Here is a 13,953-nt window from a genome sequence, read left to right as displayed (position 1 = left end):
TATATTCGCTTCATATGAAGTTCAACCCTTGCAAAAGCAGGGGAAAGCTTATCAAATAAAGAAGATATAAGGGAAATAGGAGGGAAAATGATGTTTACAAGTCGAGTAACAGACATATTAAAAATTGAGTATCCTGTTGTTCAAGCCGGTATGGCAGGCGCGATTACGACGCCAGAACTCGTTGCAGCAGTAAGTAATAGCGGAGGATTAGGGACGCTTGGGGCGGGCTATATGAGCCCAGAACAAATTGGTGAAGCGATTTATAGAATAAGAGAACTAACAGATAAGCCTTTCGGTGTTAATTTACTTGTAACGAAAGAGATACAAATAGAAGAAGAGAAGGTAAATGAGGCGAAAATATTACTAAGCGGAGTGAATAGAGAATTAGGTATAGAAGTAGAAGGAACGTTAAAGCTTCCAAAAAGCTATAAGGAACAATTACAAGTGTTATTAGAAGAAAAAGTACCGGTCGTTAGCTTTGCATTTCAAACGTTAGAAAAAGAAGAAATAGATGACTTAAAAAGAAGTGGAATAAAGGTTATCGGAACAGCTACCCATGTGACAGAAGCAAAAGTACTTGCAGAATTAGGGGTAGATATAATTGTCGGTCAAGGCAGCGAGGCAGGGGGGCATAGAGGAACATTTGTCGGGAAAGAACAAGATGCTATGATTGGTACTTTTGCGTTAATACCTCAGTTAGTAGGGGCTGTTCCGCATATCCCAATTGTCGCAGCAGGTGGTGTAATGAACGGACAAGGGCTTGTTGCGGCATTGGCACTAGGAGCAGAAGGTGTTCAAATGGGATCGGCCTTTTTAACAAGTGAAGAGAGTATTACGCACGATGTGTATAAAGAAGCGGTTTTACATAGTACAGATACGAGCACAACGGTAACTCGTGCGTTTTCCGGGAAATATGCACGGGGTATCCGGAATGAATTTATAGAGAGACATGAAGGAAAAGAAGAAGGGCTTCCGATGTATCCAGTGCAAAACGTATTAACTTCTAAAATACGCCAAGAGGCAGCGAAGCAAAATAAGGAAGAATATATGTCACTTTGGGCAGGACAGGCAGCATCGTTGGCACGAATCGAATCAGCTCAGCATGTAGTGGAGCGAGTTATGAAAGAAGCGGAGAATGCAATCGAGCAATTACAAAATATATACAAAAAGACCACTTGAGTAATTCAAGCGGTCTTTTCATTAGTTTGCTTTATAAAATTGTTGGATGGCTTCGTCGATGTAAACCCAGCCTTTCCAACCTAAGTGCATATGATCTTTTAAGAAGTATTTATCGTATTCATGATTTGAGAAGTCGGCAATTGGATAACCAGCTTTTTCGATTTGCTCATGAACTTTCTTATAGTATGCTTCGCGGCGTTCTTTCGGGAATCCAGCGTAGTCGTACCAAGGACCTTTGACAGGAACAGAAATGAAGAGTGGTTTTGCACCAGATTGTTTTAATAAATCAAGTACAATTTGTAAATCTTCATATTCTGGCGATTGGTCATAAGCATCATTTTTTAAGTAACCTTCACGTTGCTTTAATTTTTTCTTAATTTTGCTATTGAAATAATCATCTTCAATACCGTATTCATTAGATCCAGATTCTACTGCACCTGTTTGATCCGCATGTTTACGAGCCTCTTCCCAGTTCATTTGTTTTAATGAAGGATCAAGCTTTTCTTTGTGCGGTTTAATATTAAACATAGCTGTAAATAAATCTTTACGATCTAAAATGTTACGATAAATATAAGCGAAAGGTTTAGCAGCAAGTGCTTTTACTTTATACTTCGTATCATCATAAGCAATGCCTTCAAGCGAAATTTTTAATAAAGTTTCTTTTTTTACAATCTCAAAGTTTAATAAACGCTTTGCAATTTGTTTTTTCATTTCAGGTTTTAAATCATTGTTGAAAATGAAATGGTAACCTTGTTGCTTTGAAAAGTTAGGTGCAAAGTGCGTTTCATCAATACCTTGTGGTACAAACCATTGCGGAGAAAGAACGAATACCATTTTCTTATCTTTCAATTGATCCATTGTAGATGCGAAGTTTAACACATGTACAAGGTCTTGTGTTCCGCCGCGTCCAAGAAGGAATGGCGTAAATCCTTCAGGCTTTACTTTAAAATAATTAGATGGATGGAAAGCATCCATACGTGCGAATTCCGATGAACCGTACATCGGAAGATATTTTGGATCTGCTAACATCTTTTGCTGTAAAATCATACTTTGAATTTTTTCTTCTTTTAAAGAAGTAGCAGCTTGTTCTACTTTTTCATCACTTAAAAGTGGAAGTAGGAAGCGCGTTGGAATAAGTAAGAATACAGCAAAAAGGGCCAATGCTAAAAGCATCGGACCAAATTTTGCTTTGTTCATCGGATTTCTTCCAACTTTTTAATAACCATGTTTGGTGTAGCCCACTCGTCACGGTCAAAATCAGAAATAGAAACTTCAATATCTAAACGCTCTTGGAATTCAACTAATAAAGATACTACAGCGAAAGAATCAAGGATACCTTCTTCAAATAATTGAACATCTAAGTTTTCTTTCACAATATCGTTTTCACATACTTCTTCTAAAATATCTAATACTTGCTCTTTGAATTCTGCCATTTTTAAAATCTCCTTTATATCCGAAATATATTATATGTGCAACTTCTTAATGGAATAAGAAGGGTGCATTAAAAGTATCTGTTAAGGTGTCCAGAGAAAATTAGGAAACCGAAACATACAACGTGGAACGTAATTACAATCGCAAGGATGCGTGTAAATTTAGTGTTTGGCCAAAACTTATGCTTCTTGTTTTTTCGTTCGAAAATATCGAATAAAATAAACAGTGCGGCATGATATAGACCATAAATAATATACTGCGCAACAGCGCTTCCTTGGATATGCCAAATTCCCATAATGAAAAAGTTTAAAAATGCACCGATATACGAAATTGTGTAACGGTTCTTAATTAACTTTTTCTTCGTTGCAAAAAAGACGAAACGCATGTAAATAAAATCACGGAACCAGAATGATAAACTCATGTGCCAGCGGTTCCAGAAGTCTTTAATATTACGACTAAGGAATGGCTTATTAAAGTTTTCTGGCGTTTTAATTCCCATCATATAACTTACACCAATTACAAAAGAGCTATAACCAGCAAAATCAAAGAATAGATATAAGCTATAGCTATACATGTAAATCATATTTGAAAAGATTGTATCGTGTTGAGCGAATGCTGGATCCATACAATATTGCTTTATTAAGTAAGCAATAATAAATTTATACAAGAAACCTTGGAAAATACGATTTAGTCCTGTATATAGTAAATTTTGATATTCTTCAGCGCTAGGTGGCTTTTGAATATCTTTTTGGAATCTTCGGTAACGATCGATAGGTCCTGTTGAAATCGCAGGGAAGAATAAAACGAATTCCCAGAAGTTAAAGAAAGAAAGCTCTTTAATTAAACCATCGCGAACTTCAAATACCATTTGAACTGCTCTGAATGTTACGTAAGATATACCTAGAAAAACAACAAGTTTTAACTCAGGTAATAACGATGCAAATGGTGCGATTTTTGCCAAAATAAGAGGCAAAATCGATAAAATAACAGCTATGCAAAATGTGAATGTACTATTATTTTGTTTTCTTAAAATTAAATAGCCTTTAATAAGGACATATTGCCAAATAATAAATGCAGCTAACATAATCGCTTGCTTCGGTTTATCCGAGAAGATAATAGCAATCATGACTAATGTTAAAACGGCATTATATTTACGCAACATTTTACCTTTTAATCCAGCTATGATAGTAGGTATTAATAAAATGCCCACTATAGCGAAAAAATAAAATGATCCATATGCGGTCATGCTGTAACCTCACTCAATAATTTTTTGCGATCTACCTTTCCATTTGGTGTCATTGGAATAGAAGATTGATACATGAATTTACGTGGAATCATGTAGTTTGGTAATCGCTCATTGAGTTCTTTTTTGATTGCAGATGTTAATTTGAATTCTTTTTCAAACGAATGCTCCCCAGGAACAACAACCGCTAATAAATAATCGTATTTCTCACCTTTTTTAATTGGAACGATAACTGCTCCTTCTACGTAAGAACACGCACGAAGGTGATGCTCAATTTCTTCTAATTCCATTCGATAACCATGCAGCTTAATTTGGAAATCAAGACGACCATTATAGAATAGAAGACCATTTTCAACATAGCCAGCATCGCCTGTTTTATAGGCACGCTCACCGTCAATCATAGTAAATGCTTTTTCTGTTAATTCAGGGCTTCCTAAATATCCAACGCTTACGCTTGGACCGACAATTACGATTTCACCTTTTTCACCATCAGGTGCAATCGTGCCATCTTCTTTCATAATAAGAAGGCGACAGTCTGATTTACAATAGCCAACTGGAAGTGATTTGTATTGATCAAGCACTTCTTCTGTCACGTGAATACCTGTTACAGCGACAGTAGCTTCTGTTGGACCATACGTATTCATAATTGTTGCTTTCGGGAAACGCTCAATTAATTTTCTAGCTACTTCATTTGGTAACACTTCACCGCAGAATAAGAATGTTTTCATGTTCGGTAGCATATTCTCAGAGAAAGATGCTTCCATTAAACACATTTCAGCGAAAGAAGGTGTGGAAGTCCATACTTGAATATCCGATTGCTCTAAAGAAGCAAACAAGTCTTTTGGACGCGCAATCATATCTTTATCGATTGCCCAAAGTGTACCACCTGTTACTAATGATGGGTAAATATCCATTACAGATAAATCGAATGAGAAAGGTGCTTGGTTTAAGAATACTTGCCCTGTTTGTAAGTTGAAATCTTCTACAGCCCATTTTGTAAAGCTAACAAGGCAGTTATAAGTAATCTGAACCCCTTTCGGATTACCTGTGCTTCCTGATGTGTAAATAATGTAGAAGTTCTCATCACCTTTTACCGCATGTTCAGGATTTGGAGTGTTCCCTTTATGAGTAAAGAAAATATCTTTTAAGTTGTCTTCACTTACGATGCGAACTGGTAAATCAGTTACAGTTACTGCTGTTGCCGATAAAAGTAATTTCGCACCAGAATTTTCAGCAATACGTTGTACACGATCAGCTGGGATAGATAAATCTACAGGAATGTAAGCATGTCCAGCTTTTACACATCCTAAAAAGTTAATAATCATTTCAGGTTGCATATGGCCATACACCATAATTGGTGAACGATCGTCTGGATACTCAGAAGAAATCCAATGTGCTAACGCATCAGAATCTTCCTTTAATTGTTTGTACGTAATTTTCGCATCTCGCCAAACAAAAGCGGTTTGATCAGGCGTTTCTGCAGCCCACTTTTCAATTTGTTCTAATAACTTCATAACGTTCCCACCCTAGAATTCATTGTAAATAAATGTACTTGTGTTTGTATCATGGAATCCATACAACCAAAGTAATGCAAATAAAATTGCAAGATAATAAACCGTCTTTGCAACCCATTGTGTGAGTGGTCGAGACCATATCTCTTTTAATCTTTCCATGTCTTTCCCTCTCTTAATGAAATAATAGCTCTTTGTAGGTATCATGTCCTACATTATTGTGAAAAAAACAAAATCCCACATTTTAGGTAAAAATAAGTCAAAAGGCTCTTTTCTGATATTAGCACTAAATACTAAAAAAGAAAATCCCTAACTTAGCAATTATATTACATTCAGCATGAATTTGTAATGGGTTTGACATGTAAATAGAAAGTGGATTGTGTGAATACATAAAAGTGGACTATAAGAATACGTAAAAATGCAGTATTTGTTTTTATTAATCATTTAAGACGGAGTAAAATTTTAAATTTCTAGTTCTTTTGAAAAGGAGGAAATTATCATGAATAGAGTGTGGAAGAGTCTAATTTCGGAAGAAAATATCGTGAAATGGAGAAGGCATTTTCATAAGTATCCGGAATTATCATTTCATGAAAAAGAAACTTCGCAATTTATATATGATACATTATGCTCATTTTCTTCTTTTGAAGTAACGAGACCGACGAAGTATAGTGTACTAGCAATCAAAAGGGGTGTGAAGCAAGGGAAAGTAATTGCGATTCGAGCTGATATAGATGCTTTGCCAATTCAAGAGGAGACAAGTAAATCTTATACATCTGTGAATAAAGGAATGATGCATGCATGTGGGCACGATGCTCACGCAGCTATATTATTAAGTACTGCAGAGGTGCTTAATAATATGAAGGAAGAGTTTGTAGGAGAAATTCGTCTATTCTTTCAGCATGCAGAAGAAGTATACCCTGGTGGTGGACAAGAAATGGTCGAGGCGGGTGTTATGGACGGTGTTGATTATGTAATAGGTTTACATGTTATGTCTGGCTTGGAAAGTGGGAATGTAGGAATTGTATATGGACCGATGATGGCAGCACCAGACGTATTTACAGTTGAGATCCAAGGCAAAGGAGGGCATGCGGCGCGGCCAGAAGAAACGATTGATCCTATCGCTATCGGAGCGCAGATTATTACAAATCTACAACATATCGTATCTAGAAATACAAGTGCTTTCATGCAAAGAGTCGTTTCAGTTACGCAGTTTCATGGGGGAGTGGCTGACAATATTATTCCTAGTACAGCAACTTTAATGGGAACTGTTCGTTCATTTAATCAAGCATTGAGGGTGGAAGCAGAAGGGAAAATCGAAAAAATTGTGAAAGGAATTACAGAAGCACATGGAGGATCGTATACATATACGTATCGATATGGATATGATCCGGTTATTAATGATGAATATATTACGAAAATAGTAGAAGAAAGTGCACTACATTTGTTTGGGAATGAGCGTGTTGTGAAGCTTGAACCTTCTATGGGTGGGGAAGATTTTTCAGCATATTTAAGAAAAGCACCCGGTTGTTTCATTAAATTAGGAACAGGTAATGAAAATATATATACTTGTTATCCACATCACCATCCGAAATTTGACGTGGATGAATCAGCATTAATTTGTGGAGTGGAGCTATTTTTAGAGACGACTATAAGATTACTAAAATCATAGAAAAACAAAAAAAGGCAACTGCGCTCTATCGCAGTTGCTTTTATTTCTTTCCGTCAGAGAGGGCTGAGAAAGAACTATGCTCATTTATAGTATATGAATAGCTAACGGACAAGCTTGTACATTTTAATCATTTTTTTAAAAATAGTTGTTGACATTGATAATCAATGTCAATTAATCTAAATATAGTTGAAATTGATAATTATTATCAATAGGATGGATGCGACATGTTAATGAGAAAAAAATTTCACCTTCTACGGAGGGGATTAAAAGATAAAAATAAAGATGTTGATCAGCATATGGAATGGCAACGAAATGTAATTCGGTCTGAATATGTAGATGAGAAGAAGAGCATTCAAACAGAAAAAGAGATACAAAGTAAAGGGAGAGGTTCAGTTGAGTAAGTTAGTAATGATTTTTGCAAGTATGAGTGGAAATACAGAGGAAATGGCTGACCATATTGCCGGCGTAATTCGTGAAACAGAAAATGAAATTGAAGTTATTGATATTATGGATTCACCAGAAGCTTCTATATTGGAACAGTATGATGGAATTATTTTAGGTGCATACACATGGGGAGATGGTGATCTTCCTGATGATTTCTTAGATTTTTATGATGCAATGGATTCTATTGATTTAACTGGGAAAAAAGCGGCAGTATTCGGATCATGTGATTCGGCTTATCCGAAATACGGAGTGGCGGTTGACATTTTAATAGAAAAGCTACAAGAGCGCGGGGCAGCAGTTGTGTTAGAAGGACTAAAAGTAGAATTAACGCCAGAAGATGAAGATGTAGAAAAATGTTTACAGTTTGGAGCTGAATTTGTAAAACACCTTTCTTAATGGCAGAAGGGAGCTGAAGAACAAGTGCATGAGAAAATCTCAATCAAAACGATGACAGATTATCATTTGTATGATTTTATGCGGTGTCCGCATAAATTTTATTTTCGTCATATAAAAAGAAGAGAACCTTCTTCATTTGAATGGCAACAAATAGTGCAAATGATTGTGAATCAAATTATTAACGAGTATTACACGCTACCTGCGGGTCAACAAACGAAAATTGTACTTTTAATATTAATAGAAAAGTATTGGAAAAAAGTAAGGATTAATATGTTTGCTTCGAAGACGGAGTACTATATTGTATTAGCGAAGCTAACGGATCACTTATTACAGTTTGTTGAAAGGGATGATAGTCAGACACCACCATTGTTTTTATACGAGAAGTTTCAAACATATATGGAAGAGTTAGGTGTCCACATGTCATTGACATTTGAAGTTGGTGAGTGGAATGCTGAGTCGTTTGTAATTAAAAAGTATGTTGTCGATGCGGATGAGGAAATGCTTGCTCTTTGTCAGAAGCTAATGACAGTATTCAGTTATAAAGCTTTCGGCGTTCTTCCAGGAAAAATTGAAGTTATTAATTTAATAGAAGGAACTAAGTATGAGTACATTCCGAAACAGGAAGATATTATAACTGGAATGGCTGAGTTATCTAGAATGAAAGAAATGTTACAGCAACCTGAGCATTATACAGAGCGTCATTTTCGTTCTGAGTGTATAAGTTGTGCGTTTCGTAGTGAATGCCAAGGGGAAGAAGTAAAGAAAGAAGCGAAACAGAAGAAAAATATAGTTCATTAAAGGATGCAACTTTGCATCCTTTTTTGTTATTGACATGAAAAGCTTTTCATCATTTACGGTATATTTGTAGCAGATTTTAATAAAGTGAAACTTTAATCAGTGGGGGTCAATCGGGCTACCCGCAAATAGCGGGATAAAGGGAGGAATAATCAATGAAAGATGAAACGAAAGTATTTCAATGGTTAAAAGAACAAAATGCTCCTTTTGAAATTCAACTGCAAATTTTACAGGCATTTCAATTGTATAAAGTTATTGTTGAAATGGATAAAAAGTTAATGATGTATGAGGAGAGAGTATATAGGGAGAGAATGTAATCTCATCCCTGTAATATCGTTTTTAGTTGTTCTGTACTTGTAATGAATTCGAGTTCATTCTCTGATTCAAAGTTATAAATAATATTATGTAGTAAAGGACTATATTGATAAAAGGTAGTAATGCGGTGAATGAGTAATGGATCATGATGAGAAATAAGTGTACTGTACTGTTCATATACAGATGTAGTAAACTCATGTCCGAAATCATAATATAGTCCTGCAAAATCAAAAGCAAGATCGCCAATTTGCGCATCACCAAAATCGATAACACCTGAAATGCGTTTGTTCTGCTTGTTAAATAAAATGTGATGATGTGTAAAATCAGCGTGAATGATTGTATTTTGAAATTTAGATGTAGCTAGACAGGCAAAGAAATTCTCGAATAAACGATTTAAGGCTGATTTCTGGAACGAAGTAAGATTGTTAGTAACATACTGATTTAATTTAGTTTGTAGCTCTTTCCAGTAGGTAAGTGTTTTTTCAATAGGGAATCCTAACGCTGTAACACTTTTTAGAGGAATACTATGTAGAGCAGCAAGGAAAGTAGCTAATTGTGTAATAATTGCTTGCAGCTCTGTATCCTCCAGCGTGGCAACTATTTCTGTTTTTAATGGTTCACCATGAATGAGAGTATAGTAACTACAAAGAGGAACCTCATCAGATTCATTTTTATAAATTAGGTGATATTGTGGAACTTCGATTTCTTGTAGTGATTGAGTGAGAATTGTGCATAGTTCTTTTTCTAACGGAATTCGCATTGCAAATTCCTGTTTTCGCGGGAAACGAAACAGTAGCTCATCATTTACTATAATTGCTACATTATCCCAACCTTCTTCATTTTGTTTATATGAATGTATAGAAAGATTAGGCAAAGCTTCTTTTATATAATGTTTGTAAGAGTCCATAATTGTTCCTCGTTTCTGAGTTAAGTTATTCTACTTTATAATATCAGAATTTTCTTTCTATATGTTAAAATATAGCTATCATTATGAAGAAGGGCGGGAGTATTACGAAAAAAAGACTGTTAATCATTTCTCTATGTATCGCTTTTGTATTGTTTTGGTCATATAAAGAGGAGGTTTTTGCTACCTTTAAACCGATTGATCAGTACGGATTAAATAAGGAGTTAAAGAATAAAAGTATAGAAAATTTAACTCATAATGAAATGAAAAAGGTAGGAGAGCATTTTGTGACTGAACAACTATCAGTGTTTGAGTTTAATAATAAAGAAGATGTGAAACGAAAAGGTGAAGAAATATTTTTGAATAGAGGGTATGAACAATTAATGGGAAATTATTATCCAAATCGTTTTCAAGAGTTAGAGTATAAATTTACAAACGAGGAGATACGTGAAGAGAAAGATGAGAGTTTTCTCTATCAAGCTGTAGCGTACGTTGCGGGTACTGAAAATGGTAAGAGAAGCGAAATGAAATTGAATTATGAAGTGAAAATTGTAAAGGTTAATAATATATTTATGGTGCTAGAACAAAAGCAGCGCGTACAATAAAGGAAATTCATTGCTCAATAGATCATTTTGGGGTGTACTACTTAATGCGGAATAAAAAGGCCCTTAAGGAATCAAGGACCTTTAAAGATTTTCATTTTGTTGACCAAGTTCTTTTTGAGCAATATATAAATTTCCTTGCTCCACTTGTTTAAGTGTATGAACAGAATCGCCTGCATATCCTTTTTGTGTTTTAACAGTTCTTTTGGAACGATTGGAATTTTGTTTCTTCATATAATAGGCCACCTTTCATCAAAAATAAACGAAAATGATAAGTATGAGTAATACAGCAGCGAAAATGGTAATGCCCATTAAAAACGAAGTGTTTTTATATTTAGGTGGCTTATGTACATCTTGCCGATATCCAGGTGAAATTTCAGGGGCAAATTCTTCATCGAATGATTGCTTTTTTTCTTTGTCGTCCATATGTACCCACCTTTCTTTTTCATTATATTATACGTTACAAGAAAAAATATGCATAAAGAAAACAGCCGCTTTATTATTAGCGGCTGTTTTGTGTTGTATATTTTCGTTGTACTTGAAAGAGACGGATAAGGAGGAAGGCAGCGCCAAATGCTAGACCGATAATAAGACCGATCCAATAACCTTTTGCGGCCCATTCTGTATATGTTGCTAATATGTAACCTAGTGGTAGACCTATTATCCAATAAGCAATTAAAGTCATAATTAGAGCAACATTTACATCTTTATAACCACGCAGAGCTCCTTGTACAGGGGTTGCAATTGCATCTGAAATTTGAAATAAAATCGCAAAAATAAGAAATTCTTTTGCTAAATGATGAACTTTTGCATCTGTCGTATAAATAGAAGCAATTTGATTATCAAAGAAGTAGAGAAGAATTGAATATAATAAAGCAAAGGCAAGGGCTAATCCAATTCCAATCAGTCCGTATTGTTTTGCATTATCGTAACGTTTTGCTCCAACTTCGAATCCGACTGCAATAGTCATTGCCATTGCTAAACTGAGCGGAGTCATATATAACAAGGAAGCAAAGTTCATAGCTGCTTGGTGAGCTGCAATAGTTGTCGTACTAAAATTACTCATCATGAGCGTTACCGCAGCGAAAATACTCGTTTCAAAAAAGATAGCAAATCCGATAGGAACGCCAAGCTTTAAGAATGCTGTCCAACTAGAAAGAGAAGGGCGATATAATTGTTTGAAAATGTTGAAAGAGGCAAAAGGCTCTTTCGTCTGAATAATAATGACTGTAATAATTAAAATGCACCAATATGTTGCAGTGGAAGCAATTGCTGCTCCGACACCACCAAGCTTTGGGAAACCGAAGTTACCAAAAATTAATAGGTAATTTAATATTACGTTAATTGGTAATGATAGTAATGTAATAATCATCGTTGTTCGAGTTTTTCCTAATGCATCAATAAATCCACGTAAAACAGTGTAAGTGAATAAAGGTATAATTCCTATTGCGATAATACTTAAAAATTGAGCTGCAATTCGTTCCACAGGTTCTTCTAAGCGCATGCCGTTTAAAATAGGTGAAACGACGAAGAAACCGATGAGGATAACAACGAAGCTAGCACAAATTGCTAAATAAACTGCTTGTATGACAACGTGGGGAACGTCCTTTTTTTTCTTGGATCCGACGAGTTGTGCAACAATGGGAGTAGTAGCCATTAAAATTCCTGTTAATCCCGTACTAACTGGAAGCCATATACTTGTTCCAATTGCAACACCTGCTAAATCAGTTGGACTTGCATGTCCTGACATTGTTGTATCAAAAAAACTCATCGCAAATAATGACATTTGCGTTACGAAAATCGGAAAAAATAGTAATACAAATTGCTTTAACTTTTGTGAAAATGAAGTAGTTTCTTTCATAAAATCCCCTTTCCATATAAAAAAACAAACTCTTACTATCATACAATTTAATCAAAGATTAGAAAAGAAATACGCGCCTACAACATATGAAACCAATAAAAAAAGGATGCACTTTGAAAAGGGATAAGGTATTATGATAAGGTGTGAAAAAATTACATATTATTTGTTATTAAGGAGGCACTACTTGTGGCTGATTGGTTAATTGGTTTAATCATGGGTGCTGTTGAAGGGTTAACAGAGTTTCTACCAGTATCATCAACAGGACATATGATTTTAACAGGACATTTAATTGGATTTGACGATGAGAGAGCGAAAGTTTTTGAAGTTGTTATCCAATTGGGATCGATTTTAGCAGTTGTTGTTATATTTTGGAAGCGTCTATGGTCGTTAGTTGGAATAGGTAAAGTAACAGACGGACCATCGTTAAATTTATTACATATTATTATCGGGATGATTCCTGCCGGGATACTTGGCGTATTATTCCATAGCACTATTAAAGAGGTTTTATTTGGTCCAGGACCAGTTGTTATTAGCTTAGTAGCCGGTGGTATTTTAATGATTGTTGCTGAGAAGTTTTCAAAACCAAGTACAGCAAGAACGTTAGATGAAATCACATATAAACAGGCATTTACAATTGGAATGTTTCAATGTTTAGCTCTTTGGCCAGGATTTTCTCGTTCTGGTTCTACAATCAGTGGTGGTTTATTAGCTCGCGTGTCGCATACAGCGGCAGCTGAATATACGTTCATTTTAGCGGTACCGATGATGGTAGCTGCAAGTGGATTAGATTTAATTAAAAGCTGGGATGTATTAAGCTCAGCAGATATAACGCTATTTGTAACAGGATTTGTAACTGCATTCGTTGTTGCGATGCTTGCAATTGTTTCATTCTTGAAATTATTATCTCGTGTAAAACTAACACCGTTCGCTTATTATCGTTTCATTTTAGCTGCGGTATTCTATTTCTTCATTATGTAATAAAAAAACCTGCCGAGCTCGGCAGGTTTTTTATTTTACTATTTTTTCCACCATATTTTCCATTACATGCTCCCAAAGAGAAGTATCATCAGCTAATGTAGCACGGAAATTAGCATACATTTCTTTTTGTTTTTCTTCGAATGTTGGATCTTCTTTTTCAGGTAATGTAGCGCGCATTGAAGTTACTAATTCTTGTACTTTTGGAGCGCGTGGTCCAAAGACGGCTTGTTCATTTCCATCTTTATCAATGAAAATAAAGATTGGAATCGCACGTGCTGTTCCATTTGTTAAATATTGATCCATTAATTCTAAGTTTTCGTCGCGAATTAATAAACTCATTTCAATATTTGCAACTTCAGAAATTCGTTTCATAACAGGTACGCATAAAAGAGCATCGCCACACCAATCAGCAGTTAATACGATAACACGCCAGCCGTCATTTTGACGTTCTTCTAATACAGGAAGTAATTCATTTGGAATTAAAAAGTTATTGTAAATGTGTAGTAGCTCGTATTGGTTTACTTGCATTTCATTCACATATGTATCAAAGGACATACCTTTATCAGCCCATTGTTGTAAGTTCATAATTAACACCTCTTTAGTAAGATTTGCTTTCATTGTACCA

General features: G+C 35.3%; 18 protein-coding genes. 8 read left to right on the top strand and 10 right to left on the bottom strand.

Going from position 1 to position 13,953, the window contains the following annotated elements:
- The first annotated feature begins 90 nt into the window (after positions 1-90).
- Positions 91-1,179 carry an NAD(P)H-dependent flavin oxidoreductase gene (locus tag ACO6VI_RS05685; protein WP_000495274.1) on the top strand — a complete coding sequence of 363 codons (1,089 nt, stop codon included), beginning with the start codon at positions 91-93 and terminating at the stop codon, positions 1,177-1,179.
- A 21-nt stretch (positions 1,180-1,200) separates the two neighbouring features.
- Here the strand turns inward: ACO6VI_RS05685 and dltD are convergent, their stop codons facing one another.
- The 5 genes from dltD to ACO6VI_RS05660 form a co-directional block, all read right to left on the bottom strand.
- Positions 1,201-2,376, bottom strand: coding sequence for a D-alanyl-lipoteichoic acid biosynthesis protein DltD (gene dltD / locus ACO6VI_RS05680; protein ID WP_001030272.1), 1,176 nt, complete (start codon positions 2,374-2,376; stop codon positions 1,201-1,203).
- Complete coding sequence (gene dltC / locus ACO6VI_RS05675; protein WP_000807310.1) at positions 2,373-2,612, bottom strand: D-alanine--poly(phosphoribitol) ligase subunit DltC; 240 nt, start codon at positions 2,610-2,612, stop codon at positions 2,373-2,375. Before dltC ends, dltD begins: the two co-directional genes overlap by 4 nt.
- Positions 2,613-2,680: 68 nt before the next feature.
- Positions 2,681-3,856: a D-alanyl-lipoteichoic acid biosynthesis protein DltB gene (gene dltB / locus ACO6VI_RS05670; protein ID WP_063546916.1), complete on the bottom strand. Its 1,176-nt coding sequence runs from the start codon at positions 3,854-3,856 to the stop codon at positions 2,681-2,683.
- Positions 3,853-5,367, bottom strand: a complete 1,515-nt coding sequence (gene dltA / locus ACO6VI_RS05665) for a D-alanine--poly(phosphoribitol) ligase subunit DltA (protein ID WP_000770502.1) — start codon at positions 5,365-5,367, stop codon at positions 3,853-3,855. Before dltA ends, dltB begins: the two co-directional genes overlap by 4 nt.
- Positions 5,368-5,379: 12 nt before the next feature.
- Positions 5,380-5,526 carry a teichoic acid D-Ala incorporation-associated protein DltX gene (locus tag ACO6VI_RS05660; RefSeq protein ID WP_000440293.1) on the bottom strand — a complete coding sequence of 49 codons (147 nt, stop codon included), beginning with the start codon at positions 5,524-5,526 and terminating at the stop codon, positions 5,380-5,382.
- Positions 5,527-5,863: 337 nt separating this feature from the next.
- On the opposite strand from ACO6VI_RS05660, the gene ACO6VI_RS05655 reads away from it, so the two are divergent.
- The 5 genes from ACO6VI_RS05655 to ACO6VI_RS05635 all read left to right on the top strand — a co-directional run bounded on the left by ACO6VI_RS05655 (position 5,864) and on the right by ACO6VI_RS05635 (position 8,985).
- Positions 5,864-7,033 carry an amidohydrolase gene (locus ACO6VI_RS05655; RefSeq protein ID WP_001082811.1) on the top strand — a complete coding sequence of 390 codons (1,170 nt, stop codon included), beginning with the start codon at positions 5,864-5,866 and terminating at the stop codon, positions 7,031-7,033.
- A 224-nt stretch (positions 7,034-7,257) separates the two neighbouring features.
- Positions 7,258-7,434: a hypothetical protein gene (locus tag ACO6VI_RS05650; protein WP_000929009.1), complete on the top strand. Its 177-nt coding sequence runs from the start codon at positions 7,258-7,260 to the stop codon at positions 7,432-7,434.
- Positions 7,427-7,873: a flavodoxin gene (locus ACO6VI_RS05645; RefSeq protein WP_000041153.1), complete on the top strand. Its 447-nt coding sequence runs from the start codon at positions 7,427-7,429 to the stop codon at positions 7,871-7,873. Before ACO6VI_RS05650 ends, ACO6VI_RS05645 begins: the two co-directional genes overlap by 8 nt.
- A gap of 24 nt (positions 7,874-7,897) precedes the next feature.
- Positions 7,898-8,671, top strand: a complete 774-nt coding sequence (locus ACO6VI_RS05640) for a hypothetical protein (protein WP_000544586.1) — start codon at positions 7,898-7,900, stop codon at positions 8,669-8,671.
- Between the two features lie 152 nt (positions 8,672-8,823).
- Positions 8,824-8,985 (top strand): hypothetical protein, encoded by a 162-nt coding sequence (locus tag ACO6VI_RS05635; protein WP_000651086.1) that lies wholly within the window; start codon positions 8,824-8,826, stop codon positions 8,983-8,985.
- 2 nt (positions 8,986-8,987) lie between these two features.
- Here ACO6VI_RS05635 and ACO6VI_RS05630 read toward each other — a convergent pair whose 3' ends face one another.
- Positions 8,988-9,890, bottom strand: a complete 903-nt coding sequence (locus ACO6VI_RS05630; RefSeq protein WP_088020524.1) for an aminoglycoside phosphotransferase family protein — start codon at positions 9,888-9,890, stop codon at positions 8,988-8,990.
- A gap of 83 nt (positions 9,891-9,973) precedes the next feature.
- Between ACO6VI_RS05630 and ACO6VI_RS05625 the strand changes: the two genes are divergently transcribed.
- On the top strand, positions 9,974-10,492 hold the full coding sequence (locus ACO6VI_RS05625) for a hypothetical protein (protein ID WP_000715258.1): 519 nt from the start codon (positions 9,974-9,976) through the stop codon (positions 10,490-10,492).
- A gap of 81 nt (positions 10,493-10,573) precedes the next feature.
- On the opposite strand, the gene ACO6VI_RS05620 is transcribed toward ACO6VI_RS05625, so the two are convergent.
- The 3 genes from ACO6VI_RS05620 to ACO6VI_RS05610 form a co-directional block, all read right to left on the bottom strand.
- Positions 10,574-10,723 (bottom strand): hypothetical protein, encoded by a 150-nt coding sequence (locus tag ACO6VI_RS05620; protein ID WP_000744623.1) that lies wholly within the window; start codon positions 10,721-10,723, stop codon positions 10,574-10,576.
- Positions 10,724-10,741: 18 nt separating this feature from the next.
- Entirely contained in the window at positions 10,742-10,915 is a 174-nt protein-coding gene (locus tag ACO6VI_RS05615; RefSeq protein ID WP_000341062.1) for a hypothetical protein, read from the bottom strand.
- A 76-nt stretch (positions 10,916-10,991) separates the two neighbouring features.
- Complete coding sequence (locus ACO6VI_RS05610; RefSeq protein ID WP_000665559.1) at positions 10,992-12,350, bottom strand: MATE family efflux transporter; 1,359 nt, start codon at positions 12,348-12,350, stop codon at positions 10,992-10,994.
- A gap of 186 nt (positions 12,351-12,536) precedes the next feature.
- Here ACO6VI_RS05610 and uppP point away from each other — a divergent pair, with 186 nt between their 5' ends.
- The gene (gene uppP, locus ACO6VI_RS05605; RefSeq protein WP_000796253.1) at positions 12,537-13,328 is read left to right on the top strand and encodes a bacitracin resistance undecaprenyl-diphosphatase; all 792 of its coding nucleotides are present in this window, start codon (positions 12,537-12,539) and stop codon (positions 13,326-13,328) included.
- Between the two features lie 30 nt (positions 13,329-13,358).
- Here uppP and ACO6VI_RS05600 read toward each other — a convergent pair whose 3' ends face one another.
- Positions 13,359-13,946 (bottom strand): thioredoxin family protein, encoded by a 588-nt coding sequence (locus ACO6VI_RS05600; RefSeq protein ID WP_002040836.1) that lies wholly within the window; start codon positions 13,944-13,946, stop codon positions 13,359-13,361.
- Positions 13,947-13,953: the final 7 nt, after the last annotated feature.

The sequence above is a fragment of the Bacillus sp. PSXD-155 genome (assembly GCF_049310765.1).
Lineage (GTDB): Bacteria > Bacillota > Bacilli > Bacillales > Bacillaceae_G > Bacillus_A > Bacillus_A cereus.
Note: the sequence above shows the minus strand (reverse complement) of the source record. Positions and strands in the feature narration are given on the sequence as shown.

Coding starts and splice junctions, on each gene's coding strand:
- ACO6VI_RS05620 (WP_000744623.1), bottom strand. CDS start 10,723: ATGAAGAAACAAAATTCCAATCGTTCCAAAAGAACTGTTAAAACACAA.
- ACO6VI_RS05650 (WP_000929009.1), top strand. CDS start 7,258: ATGTTAATGAGAAAAAAATTTCACCTTCTACGGAGGGGATTAAAAGAT.
- ACO6VI_RS05635 (WP_000651086.1), top strand. CDS start 8,824: ATGAAAGATGAAACGAAAGTATTTCAATGGTTAAAAGAACAAAATGCT.
- dltD (WP_001030272.1), bottom strand. CDS start 2,376: ATGAACAAAGCAAAATTTGGTCCGATGCTTTTAGCATTGGCCCTTTTT.
- ACO6VI_RS05685 (WP_000495274.1), top strand. CDS start 91: ATGTTTACAAGTCGAGTAACAGACATATTAAAAATTGAGTATCCTGTT.
- dltC (WP_000807310.1), bottom strand. CDS start 2,612: ATGGCAGAATTCAAAGAGCAAGTATTAGATATTTTAGAAGAAGTATGT.
- ACO6VI_RS05625 (WP_000715258.1), top strand. CDS start 9,974: ATGAAGAAGGGCGGGAGTATTACGAAAAAAAGACTGTTAATCATTTCT.
- ACO6VI_RS05655 (WP_001082811.1), top strand. CDS start 5,864: ATGAATAGAGTGTGGAAGAGTCTAATTTCGGAAGAAAATATCGTGAAA.
- ACO6VI_RS05600 (WP_002040836.1), bottom strand. CDS start 13,946: ATGAAAGCAAATCTTACTAAAGAGGTGTTAATTATGAACTTACAACAA.
- ACO6VI_RS05610 (WP_000665559.1), bottom strand. CDS start 12,350: ATGAAAGAAACTACTTCATTTTCACAAAAGTTAAAGCAATTTGTATTA.
- dltA (WP_000770502.1), bottom strand. CDS start 5,367: ATGAAGTTATTAGAACAAATTGAAAAGTGGGCTGCAGAAACGCCTGAT.
- ACO6VI_RS05630 (WP_088020524.1), bottom strand. CDS start 9,890: ATGGACTCTTACAAACATTATATAAAAGAAGCTTTGCCTAATCTTTCT.
- dltB (WP_063546916.1), bottom strand. CDS start 3,856: ATGACCGCATATGGATCATTTTATTTTTTCGCTATAGTGGGCATTTTA.
- ACO6VI_RS05615 (WP_000341062.1), bottom strand. CDS start 10,915: ATGGACGACAAAGAAAAAAAGCAATCATTCGATGAAGAATTTGCCCCT.
- ACO6VI_RS05660 (WP_000440293.1), bottom strand. CDS start 5,526: ATGGAAAGATTAAAAGAGATATGGTCTCGACCACTCACACAATGGGTT.